Annotated in this window: 10 protein-coding genes and 1 pseudogene; 2 read left to right on the plus strand and 9 right to left on the minus strand. The window is 37.6% G+C overall.

The features are described 5' to 3' along the window. The first annotated feature begins 92 nt into the window (after window positions 1–92). On the plus strand, window positions 93–1,670 hold the full coding sequence (locus BDD30_RS24870; RefSeq protein WP_012777193.1) for a phage tail protein: 1,578 nt from the start codon (window positions 93–95) through the stop codon (window positions 1,668–1,670). A gap of 379 nt (window positions 1,671–2,049) precedes the next feature. Here the strand turns inward: BDD30_RS24870 and BDD30_RS06340 are convergent, their stop codons facing one another. From BDD30_RS06340 to hxsD, 7 genes are all read right to left on the minus strand, one after another. Continuing rightward, the gene (locus tag BDD30_RS06340; protein WP_012777192.1) at window positions 2,050–2,916 is read right to left on the minus strand and encodes a tail fiber protein; all 867 of its coding nucleotides are present in this window, start codon (window positions 2,914–2,916) and stop codon (window positions 2,050–2,052) included. A 391-nt stretch (window positions 2,917–3,307) separates the two neighbouring features. Next, window positions 3,308–4,057, minus strand: a complete 750-nt coding sequence (locus BDD30_RS06345) for a phage tail protein (protein ID WP_012777191.1) — start codon at window positions 4,055–4,057, stop codon at window positions 3,308–3,310. A gap of 943 nt (window positions 4,058–5,000) precedes the next feature. Next, a complete protein-coding gene (locus BDD30_RS06350) occupies window positions 5,001–6,611 on the minus strand; it encodes a DUF6119 family protein (RefSeq protein WP_012777190.1) in 1,611 nt (536 codons plus the stop codon). Between the two features lie 22 nt (window positions 6,612–6,633). Then, on the minus strand, window positions 6,634–7,257 hold the full coding sequence (gene hxsA / locus BDD30_RS06355) for a His-Xaa-Ser repeat protein HxsA (protein WP_012777189.1): 624 nt from the start codon (window positions 7,255–7,257) through the stop codon (window positions 6,634–6,636). Beyond that, window positions 7,254–8,366 carry a His-Xaa-Ser system radical SAM maturase HxsC gene (hxsC, locus tag BDD30_RS06360; protein WP_041381618.1) on the minus strand — a complete coding sequence of 371 codons (1,113 nt, stop codon included), beginning with the start codon at window positions 8,364–8,366 and terminating at the stop codon, window positions 7,254–7,256. The genes hxsA and hxsC overlap by 4 nt, the downstream gene beginning before the upstream one ends. Beyond that, the gene (gene hxsB / locus BDD30_RS06365; RefSeq protein ID WP_012777187.1) at window positions 8,359–9,753 is read right to left on the minus strand and encodes a His-Xaa-Ser system radical SAM maturase HxsB; all 1,395 of its coding nucleotides are present in this window, start codon (window positions 9,751–9,753) and stop codon (window positions 8,359–8,361) included. Before hxsB ends, hxsC begins: the two co-directional genes overlap by 8 nt. Continuing rightward, on the minus strand, window positions 9,750–10,028 hold the full coding sequence (gene hxsD / locus BDD30_RS06370) for a His-Xaa-Ser system protein HxsD (protein ID WP_041381617.1): 279 nt from the start codon (window positions 10,026–10,028) through the stop codon (window positions 9,750–9,752). The genes hxsB and hxsD overlap by 4 nt, the downstream gene beginning before the upstream one ends. Before the next feature lie 684 nt (window positions 10,029–10,712). Between hxsD and BDD30_RS06375 the strand changes: the two genes are divergently transcribed. Beyond that, entirely contained in the window at window positions 10,713–10,985 is a 273-nt protein-coding gene (locus tag BDD30_RS06375; protein ID WP_041381616.1) for a hypothetical protein, read from the plus strand. Between the two features lie 143 nt (window positions 10,986–11,128). Here BDD30_RS06375 and BDD30_RS24050 read toward each other — a convergent pair. Continuing rightward, window positions 11,129–11,401, minus strand: a pseudogene (locus BDD30_RS24050) (DUF6387 family protein); the annotation flags it as partial. Between the two features lie 54 nt (window positions 11,402–11,455). Next, the gene (locus tag BDD30_RS06380; protein WP_012777184.1) at window positions 11,456–12,679 is read right to left on the minus strand and encodes a tyrosine-type recombinase/integrase; all 1,224 of its coding nucleotides are present in this window, start codon (window positions 12,677–12,679) and stop codon (window positions 11,456–11,458) included. Between the last annotated feature and the right edge of the window lie 588 nt (window positions 12,680–13,267).

The following is a 13,267-nucleotide window of genomic DNA, read 5'->3' on the forward strand; positions in this document are numbered from 1 at the left end:
AAACTGTTATTAACGTGAATCTCAGAGAGTTACCTTTACAATAATTTAATATATTTATTATAAAACGGCATTATTTAATTTGAGGAAAATATATGCGCACAAAGAATGATTTTAAAGCGTTTTCTATTAGCAATAATGCTAACGTAGTGAGCCAAGAAAGATATGAAGAAGAGCAAAGTTTGCAAACTGGGTTTCCTCCAGAGCATATTACTACTCATGTGTTAAATAAGGCATTACGTCAGTCATCAACCATATCATCTGTCGTGGCTAGTTTTATAGAAACACAATCTGGCAATGATGTGCTGGATGACGGAAATATAACCAAACTCACTACTCAATTAAATAAAGCCTTAGAACAAAAGATCGCAACAGAAGTTCCAAGTGCTTCATTAACTCAGAAAGGAAAAGTTCAACTCACAGACAAAACAGGCAGCAGTAATTCACTTGCTGCCACTCAGAAACTGGTTTCTGATGTTAATGACAATGCTAATAACAGATTGGCAAAAAACCAAAATGGCGCAGACATTCCTGATAAAAATGCGTTTGTGAAAAATCTCGGTTTAGTAGAAACGGTAACTCAAGCCAAAAATGCCGTGCCGAATAGTAGAAAAATTAACGGTAAAGCATTGACCGGAGATGTCATTCTGAATGCCGGGGATGTGGGAGCATTTAGGCTCGGATTAACAGAAAGATACACTGTTAATAATCAAGTTCCCTGGAACGCAAACACAGGGTTGTATGATCTACTGAACCCTGGAATAGATTCTGCGCATGTTGCTCATTTCAATAATGGCATTGGAAGTTGCCCAGCTTTTCAGTTGAAAGTGCAATACAGAAATGGAGGGATTGCTTATCGCTCTGCCCGTGATAATTATGGTTTCGAAGAAGATTGGACCAATATTTACACAACAAAACATAAACCAACGCCGGCGGATATCGGGGCATATGCAAAATCTGAAGGATCTGAATTTATCCAGCCAAAATATGTGACTCAAGCGAATATAAGTGATTTTACAACATGGATAAAATCATTGCCTCAAGGCGGCCATGCATTCAGATTTAGCGATAATCATGGGGGTATTGGCTATCCATGGTCAGGTGGCTATATAACAAGAATGCATGATATATGGGCAGGATTTGTCGCACATTATGACTATGCCGGTATTAGCTTTATTCACGGAAATGATGGGGGTGGAAATACAAAAATTAGCCGACTTCGGACAGATAAAAACACTCTCTCCGACACTAACGGCATTCTCAGAGTATCCAGTCCAGTTGTCGATATTCATCCAGACGGAACTTACGAGTTAACTAGCGAAGCTGAGGGGGTAACTGTTAAGCATGTAAATACCGGGAAATATCGTATCAGCGGCTGCAACGGTTTTGCTAAAGATGGGGCATGGGGAATTCACGGTGGCACTGTCGTCCCAGCCGACAGTAACGGGTTAAATCTTATTTGGGTTTGCGAATCGGTGGACACATCCAGCGGTGATATAACCATCGAATGTTATCATCGTCAAAATACCGATGCGCCAGAATTTGCTCAGAATAAGCGCGTCAAAAGCGTAACTGACACAGGAGAAATCGTTTATTACAATGATGGTGAGCCATGCGATATTCCAGACGGCAGAGTAATCAATGTTCGCGTGCAAATGCCTGAGCAACTCTAATAATAATGTAATCAGGGCCATGTAGCCCTGTATTACAGTAACTCAAAATTCTCCTCTAGAGGAAATAAAAGCTTGAGTGAATATGTATTACCAATAAAGCAATATACCCTTCATCTTTCAAGTTGCTGCTTTGTTGGCTGCTTTCACTCACCCCAGTCACATAGCTATCTATGCTCCTGGGGATTCGTTCACTTGCCGCCGCGCTGCAACTTGAAATCTATTGGGTATAAACATTCTCATTGATATCATGCCAAGTGAAAAATCACATTATTTCACTTGGCAGATAACAAGACCCTGTAAATAATTACTTTGTATTTCTTCCATTTCAGTAAAGCTGGTTTCTTCTATTTCTGACTTTTAAAAGTATTTTTTTCAATCATTATGCTGCTCTTACTATGTAATTAAAGGCAATGTTGCGGGGACGGGTTTCATTCTCACCACTCATTCCAATAGATTTACCTTCCCCTAAACCCCCCCGATAGCTAGCTCCGCCAGTCATACTGCCACGCACGGGATCTGTATTCTCAAGAATTTGACTCTGGCTATTAGTAGTTGAAATACTGTGATTGTGCCTTTTAAACGCATCAGTCTGAGCACTCAATAGATTACGTCCAATATCGATGCCACGCCCATCATCCCATCCACGGATAAATTCACCTCTTAAATCGGGTAATCTACCATCAGGATAAGCTTCAGCTAATTTCGGGTACTGTAATTTATTAAACGCTGAACCGTTACAAGTGAAATAACCAATAGGTGGATGGGACAACGGCCACGGAATAGGAGAACCGACAGGAACTTCACTGGCTATTTTAATCCGATTATCTATCTCTTCACGGGTATATTCACGTAACGAACTTATTACTTCTTGAATAAGCTTTTGTGTAACCGCCAATGTGTCGCTATTGCCAATCACATTTGTCAGTTGGACAGCACCTTTTTGTGTTAATGAAGCACTAGGAATATCTGTTTTAATTTTTTGTTCTAATGCTTTATTTAATTTAGCGGTGAGTTTAGCTATATTTCCATCATCCAGCACATCATTACCCGATTGTGTTGCAATAAAATCAGCCACCACAGATGATATAGTTGATGTTTGACGCAATACCTTATTTAACAAGTGAGTAGAAACACTATCCGGTGGGAATCCAGTCTGCAAACTCTGGTTTTCTTCATATTTTTCTTGACTTACTACATTCGCATTATTACTAATAGAAAAAGCCTTAAAATCATTCTTGTGACCCATGTACTTTCTCCTGAAATTAAATAATGTTATTTATAATCAACACATTGAATTATCACCAAAATAATACCCTGCAATTCACACTAATCAAAGTCTAGTTCAGAAAAAATAATGCGGTATACCTATTGCTTATAAAGTTAATGGCACTTATATAATTGGTGGCAATAAGTAGTACAATATTTTGGAATTGAAAATATAAATATCAATAAACACGCAAGAAGACCATCTTCTGCCTGTTGAGTATGCCAAACAATGACGAAAATTTCGTTCACGTAATAATTTTACCAGTTTTACCCCATAGACATTCTGATGCACATTTAAAACACTGGCCGGAGAAATGGAAAAACAAGCCACTATCGCTGTGAGCAATAAGGGCCAAACGGCCCTATCATTATTATGCTGCCCTGACAATGTAGTTAAATGCGATATTGCGAGGGCGATTCTCTGAAGCTACAGGAACAACCCTTGACGCTAGGAATCCAAAGCCGTATGGAGTATCCGGGTCAACAATATTTTTCGATTTGAAACTACCATCTGTAGCTATTCCAAGAACTTGACTAGCATAAAAAGCTCCTCCCATTGCCAAATGATAGTTTGGTGCTATCGGGCCGGCGAACGAACCATGAATATTTCTGATAGCATCCCCCTGCTGAGTTAGAATTCTACGGTTATTATCAACACCTCGTTTATCATCCCAACCTCGAATAAATTCCCCTCTTAAATCGGGTAATTTACCATCAGGATAAGCTTCTGCTAATTTCGGAAATTTCGACTTATCAAAGACCGAACCATTACATTGTAACCATCCAGCAGGCGGTATGGTAGCTGGCCAAGGAACAGGAACACCTACAGGAATGTTAGAGATATCTGAAATTTTCTGCTCTAACGCCCTATTTAATTGTGCAGCGAGCTTAACTACATCGCCATCATCCAGAACATCATCGCCAGATTGTTCAGAAATAAAATTAGCCACCACAGAGGCGACTATCGATGATTGGCGTAATGCCTTATTTAATATAGGAATAGAAATATTCTCTGGTGGAAACCCTGCTGGCAAACTTTGATTTTCTTCATATTTTTCTTGACTAATTACATTAGCATCATTGCTAATAGAAAAAGCTTTAAAATCATTCTTGTGATTCATATACCTTCCTTAAATAAGATAACACTATTTCATAATCAATATATTTGACTTATTATAAAAATCTCCCTGCAACTCACACCAATCAAAGTCTAGTTTAGAAAAATAATAATGCGTTGTTCTTATTCCTTACAAGATTAACTATTTTTATATAATTGGCAGCAATAAGTAATTAAATAATTTGTAACCGAAAATATATCCAAATTATTTACAGTTGACATGCTGAAACTATTTTTCTCTCACGATAGTGTTTCACTTCATCGCTATTCACTGACGTTTAACTTCATTTCGTTTTGTGCTGACAGCACCGCAAGATTAGGAAATAGTATAACTAATTTTAAATCAACAAATTACCGTATCAGCCAGTGCTCACACGCCCTACACTACCGAAAGTTACCCGCAATTACCTGTGATTACCTTTTGTTACCTTGTCGTTATGGTTATTACAGCGTAAGTTAACATAAGGTATTGCAATGAAAAAATTGATTATTTTATTAGCTGGAACTGTTTTGTTATCCGGGTGCGCTTCCTTCTGAGATAACTTTGATGCTTTGATCAAAACACCTCCACTGATGAAGATTTTGAGTGCGTGTATCAATTTTATTCAAACGAGATAGATATATACCCAATAGATTTCAAGTTGCAGCGCGGCGGCAAGTGAACGCAGCCAACAAAACAGCAGCTTGAAGGATGAAGGGTATAAGCCCTCACTCTGAGAGCTTTTTCTCTAGCAGAGACGTTTTATACATGATTACCGTCCTGAAAACTCAGAATAAGTACTCGACCACTGCCGGGAACTTATCAATAGTATTATGGAACAAAATAATCTCACATTTAAGAAAATCCTGACTTTCGTTTTATGGGAACGTATTGAACTGCTCAGTAATTTTCAGGATAATGATAATGGATATTAAGATAAACATCTTGCCTGTATAGAAAATACAATTTAGCTTTTAAAGTTAATATGTCTTGAAAAATAGATCCTAGGAGTAAGTGAATAATGTTCAACAAGTTTTTTCCATGACTGTAAAGCCAGTAAGAATTGAATAGAGTTTTTTTCAGTTATCCGTTTAATATCCTGTTCAAATACAAACCAGAGAGATGCACATTTAATTTCCCTATCACTTTTAACCACCCCCTTTAGGATCAATTCCAGTGCATCCTTCGACTGCTCAATGTTGTAAATTAGCTCTTTATCTTTACCAGAGATTTTCACAGCAATTATTTCTCCATCTTTATATAAATCAGCAACTTCAAGTTTATATTTCTTCTTTTTATTTTCAATCGAATTTATTAGCATTAGCTCCCTATCTAACAACTCATAACCTTCTTCATTCGATTTCTTCTCATTAAAATAATATTCCCTGTAAGTTACTTTGTTTTCAACATACTCTCTTTTCTCGATCTTATCCTTTTTGACTGAAAGCCATTCCAAATAATCATTTTCATCTAAAGGCTCTTGGATCTTTAAATCAATATTGTTTAGAGAGTCCCTTAAATAGTTCAAAAAAGGCTGGTTAAAACAACACCAATCACCATTACTTAGAAAATAGTGAACATCACCGTTCTGGATATATATATCTAAAATTTCCTTAAGTGGCCTCGTAAATTTACTGCCTTTATCCTCTATGTCAAATGTAATTACTAAGTCATTTAAAGATTTTATTTCAGCATGTGCATTAACGTATTTGGATATAGCTTCGATATTGATAGAATTTCCGAGTTCTTCTTTAAAAAAATTTTTCCTACCAATCTTTGTTGCAATTTTATAATTATATTCTGTGAAGCTAAAACAAAAGTTAACACCATAAACTTGGAACTCATCTAATCGAAGAGAAGCGTCACTCCGCTTTAAATAATCAAATAGCACACAATCTAAGTTTAATGTTAAATCCTCATCAATAACCATCTCTCTTTTTGGAAGGCGAATGCTTTGCGGATCTTCCATTGCCAATATTATCTTATCAAAAATATGTGCTAACTCTTCTGGTTTTTTCTCAATATCCATTTGAATGGAATCAGCAAAGATAATATTTTTCGCTCCCCAAATATCCTGGTCCGTAGCTTTTAATTTCAAATGGTCTACTGATTCTCCCGGTTCATAACTATCTTTTATGAAATTTTTATATGACGATATCTCTTGCTTTTTTGATCCAGAAAAATACGTGCTTTTCTTTAGCAAGATAGTTTCTTCGTTAGCAATCCTGATAGCTAACTCAATACCAAAGCCTCGTTCGATAAACTTATTAACATAAAAATGAGACTTACCAAGTGTTATTGCAAATCCAAAATCAGGGTTTGTGGTATCTTTTATACAAATAAGCAAACCATAATAAAATTTATTTTTAGGTTCATCCACTTCCTCATCAAAAAACTGCCTATACGTTTCCCACCACCATATTGGACTCCCCTCTAATCCTTTAGAAAAGTAAAAATTCATTTTATAACCATCAATATTTTTTTCCTTTTGTTTGATCAGTCCAACTGAAGTGGCTTTCTCAATCAGTTTTTCAAGATTAGAAATGCGAAATCTATAAATATTGTATGTGTTAGCCATAAATACTATCCCTCTTTAAGAATCAACGAGCGAGAATACCCAGTGAGTTAAGTATTTGAGTATCCAAAGTTTCGGTCGTAGGAGAAGGCAATCCATTCGCAACACGATATGTTCTTAAAGCTAACCGTGTTAAAGGTCCCATCTTTCCATCGATTGCTCCATTGTAAAATCCTTTATCAAGCAATGCGAACTGAACCCGCATAATGAGTCTTTTACGCTTTTCTGAATCTGAAACTAAATCATTTGATGATCTGTTTACTCCAGTGGTGCTTGATGAGTTAGTTGTGGAAGAATTTTTGTTACTGTTTGAACGAAGAGAACGGACTGAAGAAGATGAAGAACCAGAGCTTGAGTTATCAGATGAACTTGGTGAGCGATATTTTTTTGGATAGTAAGGAGCACTGCCTCCATAATAACCACCGCCTGATGATGACCTGTGAGAACTATGGCTACGGTGTGAGCTGTGACTACGATGCCCAGCAATGTAGAATGGAACTTCTGTATTCAACGGAGCTATCACCAAATCATGCTCGTTAAGTGTCATGCCAGATAGCTCACTTGCTCCAGTAGAAGAATCACTTGCCCAGACGGAATTATTGAGTGCAAGAAATCCCGGAAGTAATGCAGCAAAATTGAATTTTTTCATTTAATTGGACTCGGAGGTTGATGAAAACGGCCTTTTGATGAACTGAAATAACCAGCACAGGAAGACTTCTGAATGCATTCATCACATTCTTTTGGATAAAAATTTTTCCAGTCAGAGATGGATTGTGTAGCTATTCTCCATGCCTTTCTGGGTAAATGACAAAGAGGAAAATTAAATATAGCCAGAGGGATACCACATCTGTGAGCACTATCAATGGCAGATAGCAGACTATCAGTATAACTTTCATGCTCAATGAAAATCTCTGACCAGTTTTTTTTTGCCCAACCAATCGATTCCAGTCCCATTAGTGATATCTGGTTAATATTTGAGAAAACCCTCCCAGAAAACTCAACTATTTCGCTTAGTTCATTATGGTTAGCTTGAGTAGGAATGATCCTTAGTTCAATGTTAATGCCAGAATTTCCTGCATTTATGAGTCCTCTTACCGTTTCGTCAAATGCTCCTTTACTACCTACTAGCTGGTCATGTACCGCTTGCCTGGATGAGTAAAGTGGAATTCCAAAGGTTATCTTGAGCTTTTCGCATCGATCTTTAATCTTCTCTGCAAAGCTTGCATCTGAAAATTTTCGTCCGTTAGTCAAAATATGCAGAGAAGTTTCAGGCGAGTTTTCTATGATGAAATCGAGGAAGTTTAGAAAATCATCCCCATACAAAAGAGGCTCCCCACCGCTTACCCCTACCACTCCATCTAAAGCGAAGGAAGCTATGGCAAGTGCAGACTGGTTGAGTAACCAATCATCATTTCCTGTTTTTGGGGGTTGAGAGCAGAAAAGGCAAAGGTTATTACATCTCTCTGTAACTAGAACAGTATTGTGGTTGGCTTTACGAGACAGGATAACCCTGATCATATTGCCATTATTAACTATCCCAATATCCCCATCTTCGATCGAATCGTATAACTGCTTACTACACACTGAGCCTGAGTAGTAAGGAGGGTTACTAGAATCATCGAGATTTTCCTTGATTAGGAGGTTTGGCAGGTAAAACTGCGGATTCACTGGCTTATACTTACAAAGACGATAGAACCCCTGCTGAACACCCCCTTCAGATGAAAAGTGAAAAATGTCGTTTCTCAGCACCTCAGACATAAACCCAGCCTTTGAGCATTTTTGCCATTGCTCCATCCTTAGAAATCTCGTTTAACAAATGACGGAACATTCCTTTGTGATAATGGCAAAAGGTAGACCGACTCTTGTCACCTACTGGTTCTCCATGAACACTTATGTTCTGACAGGGATCAGACCCGCAGAAAGGCTGATAAGCACAGGTATCACAGCCAGGCATGGCGAAGTTGAATGATGATGCTAATGAAGATTGATAATATTCATTGCTACTGAAAGACAGCGATGAGAAATTCCCTGCACTGAAATCCGCTTCTGGATTTACTTGCTGAAGCATACGGCTTTCATCGCTGCCATACACCCTACCGTCATAGTTGAAGAGGATACAGTTGAGCACCACCCCACTCGGTGATTTCAAGTCTGCATAACCGCTAAAGCCCGGATTGAAGATACGTTTAAGGTGTATCGCGGCTGAATGCTCAACTACAGAGATTCCCTCCTGGTTTTGCCAGAGGATTTCCTGCATTAGTTGATCATAAAATTCGAAATACTCTGGCATCGAAAACGTACAACTTTGCTTGTGAGCAAAGCCGTAGGGACTAACAGGTCTGATAAACATATCCTTCAGACCTAACGACAAGTGAGCTTCAACTATTGAGGCAGGATCAGCAATCAGTTCTTTAGTTACGGTAGTTACTGTTGCTACACGACTTAGACCAAGTTCATCACGGATAGTCTGGATTCCTGTGACCGCCTTAGAATGGGCTTTTGCTCCGGTCAGAATTCGATTTTTATTGTGAACATCTTCCTTACCATCGAGGGAAACAGAAAATGTAATGTTCCGGTCTTTCACCCAGTCAATAATCGAAGCATCCAGAAGCGATAGGCTGGTTGCGATCACCATTTCGAAGGCATCATGCCCAAGTGAACTTTGACATTCGTCATATATCCTCTGCACAAGGTCAAACCTGAGGAGTGGTTCTCCTCCCTGAACCTCAATTTTATATGGCATTGTTCCAAGTTTCTTAATAGCACTGACAATTTCAGGGATCAGCGCAGGGTCCAAGTCGTAACCATTCGCACCAACCGCTGCTCTACTGACCTGACAATATTTACAGGTATGGTCACACCTCAGTGTTGGAACGATCATGAAGATAGGCCTGACAGCCAACTCATTCATCAATCGTTTAGCGAAACCAGAGCTTAATGAAGCTTTGGCTAAAGCTTGAGTAGAATCCCCTGTTATGAACAGTCTCCCTTCCAGTTTTGCAGAAGACGGGTGATCGCTAGGGAAACGGTTTTGAGAAAGAAGTCGCAGTTCTTCGTCTTCTACGAAGTTATGGAAACCAGCCAGGTTACTAATGAAGATTTTGCCATCATTCAACCGGTCAAAGTTAAACGGCATGATGTTCATTGAGCAAGCCTCGAATCAATACTCTTGAGGACATTCTCGATGATCGAATTCCTGACCTGCCCTGTCTGGCTCTGGAGTCTTTCTCGAAGCTTATAGTCGTTGAGAAGTCGTTCGAATTCGAACTCAACCTCTCCACTAACAGTATCGAAGGACACTATCCAATAGTCATCATACTCATCCAGCTTCCAACGGCTATAGGCACTCATCCAGTAAAGGCTGTTTCTAATGACCCATTCTGAACATGCTGTTTTTCTTATGTTTTTAATCAAAATCATTACCTCAAAATATACGAGTAAATCTTCCAACCTACTTAGATTAAACTTTTTTAATAAAGCGTCGTGTTTGTTTAAAGGATTAAAAATGAAAACAAAACACAATCAATTGTTTTTTTTATGATTTTTTTTCAAAGTGATTTTACGGATGATTCTCATTGAAGGAATATTAATCACTATATTTTCAGATGTAAATTTTTTTTGCAAAAATTGATAAGCCATTAAAATATATTTATAAAATCTAATGAATTACTTGTCATCTAATCTTATCGTTTTTTGTGGCCCTACAGGATTCGATAAAGTGAATTATTTTATTGTTTTTAAAAGATTTTATTTAGTTCAATTATCTGACATGCCCCCATATGATTTTTTTGATTTATCTATAGACGGCATCTTTTTCTTGGGAAAGGAAAATACAAGCAATAATAAAAACACCTAAAATAATCTCAAAACTTTATAATTAAAATTATTCATAGTAAATTCAGTAAAATTCCTCGTATAATCTTATTATTAACCACACCTATATAGTAAGTATCATCACATTTTTCTAATCTTATACATGCGTCTTTTACGGTATTTGTGTTATAGATTCCAGCTTCAGAAACATGTATGGAAAAACATCTGATCAAAATGCAATCCCATTCTGTTTTGCTTGACAACAAAATTAAATAATCAATGGAGTGTGAAATGCCAAATATAAATTTAGATGCATTAATTCCTCGTGAGGATTTTGAAATAATTGAAGGTAACACAAGAGCATCATCATTTAATCAAAATGTAGGTGTGAAAGATTTAGAAATAGGTGAGTTTTTCTATGCCGGACTAAGAAAACCTGATTTCCAACGTGAAACCTCAGATTGGAGTGATGATCAATTATGTGAATTTATACAAAGCTTTATAGATGGTGACTTAATTCCAGCAGTGATTCTATGGAACTCTGGTCACTACAGAGTTATTTAATTGCAAATAATTAGATTAAACAAGTCATGAAATAAAAAAACTTCAGTCGGAATAAAAACCTGAAAATTTTAGCTGGAATGAAAATGTGATATTTCCATTCCATAGAAAAATCATTCTACCCTATTCACAAAAGACAATTTAAGTTACGATGCAACAAGCCAATCACCTTCCATCACTTCTTTAGCCAGAGACGGCATAGTTTTTCTCAGTCGATCTATTGGATTAGTATCATAAACATCTGGATAAAGTATTTGAGCAAAAACAACGTTACTTATCACTATATTTTTAGCTGAACAGTAGATAATCAAATCAAGGTACTGTAGTAATCTAAGATTAATAAATTTCTTAATCTCAACCTCAGAGATATCTTTCCTTGGGAAGATCTTCTTTTTTCGTCTTTCTTCAGCTAAAAATTGTTTGAATGCCTGATAATGTTCAGTTGATACAGATTAACATATGGAACCTATCCACTACGCTCTTTTACCAAATTTTCCGATCAGCACATTTTCACCTCGCTCCAACATATCCATATAGTCAGCATACCATTGCAGCATTTCCCTGCGACCATCCAAATATTGGGCGTGATTGTATGTTCCTCTGATACTGTTCTTATCAACATGTGCAAGCTGTGTTTCAATCCATGCGGTGTTATAGCCTTGTTCATGTAAAATTGTACTCATGGTATGGCGAAATCCGTGGCCTGTTGCTCTGCCATCATAACCAATGCGTTTAAGAACCTGATTAATGGCATTAATGGCAGCTTCACTCATTGGCTTACTTGCATCATTCCGTCCATGAAAAACAAAGTTAAATCGACCTGTGATCGCTGCTAATTCTTTCAACAAAGCCAAAGCCTGCTCAGAAAGCGGGACGATATGAGGTCTACGCATTTTCATGCGCTCTTGAGGGATTTCCCAAATTGCTTTATCAAAATCAATTTCTGTCCAAGTAGAAGCGCGCAATTCTATGGTTCTCAATCCTGTAAGCAAAAGTAATTTGGTCGCGATTTGAGTAATTTTACTTCCGCTGTAGAAGGACAATGCTTGTAAGAATGCGGGTAATTCATCAACATTCAAATGTGGGAAATGCTTGGCTTTCGGTGTTGCTAATGCGCCAGCCAATTCAGCAGTAGGATTATATTCCGCTCTTCCCGTAACAATTGCGTATCTGAAAACTTGGTTACATGCCTGTCTGATCTTTTTCAGCTTATCGAGTACGCCACGTTGTTCCATTTTGCGCAGGACGGTGAGCATGTCTAAAGGTTTGATATCGGTGATGGCGTGTTTGCCAATGAAAGGAAAAATATCTTTTGTAAAGCCTTCTAAAAGGTCTTCTGCATATCCCTTTGACCAGTTAGGGAGCTTGTAAGTGTGCCACTCAAGGGCTATTTTTTCAAAGCTGTTATTTATGATGAGAGCCTTTTCCCTTTTTTCCTGCCTTTTGACCAGCCCCGGATCATTGCCATTTGCCAATATTTTTTTGGCGTCTTCTCTTTTTTTTCTGGCTTCTGCCAAGGTTACGGTAGGATAAGTACCAAATGCCAATCGCTTTTCTTTGCCAGCAAAACGATATTTTAACCGCCAACATTTGGAACCATTCGGGAAAATTTCTAAGTACATGCCCCCACCATCGGAGAGTTTGTACGATTTGTCTTTGGGCTTAGCGGTGTCTATCTGTCTGGCTGTCAACTTCATTTGGGGGCATCTATTTTGATTGAACCTAACAATGCCCCCGATTATGCCCCCAAAGATCTGTAGATTTCAACATACCTTAGTAGACATCAATAGATTGTAGTTTCTTGTTTTTCTTTGTTTCTTAAGGAATTTGTGGACTTTAAAAGACGTTTGGAGCCCTACAGGATTCGATATAAAGACATATAATGTTGATTATCAAAATATATATTTCATTCAATAAACATATATACCCCCAAATGTACCCCCCAATTAAAAAATCATTATTGTCTTTCATATAACAAATTGAATTTAAAGTAAAAATTAACACTTTTGGTTATCAAGTGTGATTTTTAGCTATAACCATTCTCGTTACGTGGCTTTATTGCATTTGGGATATAAAATAGATCTATGGTTTTTCTCAATTCTCTTAGTTGACTTGTTAAATTTTTTAACAAGTCAACTAAGAGAAGACAAGCGTAGCGCGTCAGCTAGAAAACACCCATGTCATAGTCATCAATAAGCTGATTTCGTCAGCGTATCTAATCAACCGTTTAATTCACTGATTAAATTATCTGTTCCCTATTGCTACGTGTTACATCCTGCGTTAAC

It is taken from the genome of Photorhabdus asymbiotica, from assembly GCF_003634575.1.
GTDB classification, from domain to species: Bacteria; Pseudomonadota; Gammaproteobacteria; order Enterobacterales; family Enterobacteriaceae; genus Photorhabdus; species Photorhabdus asymbiotica.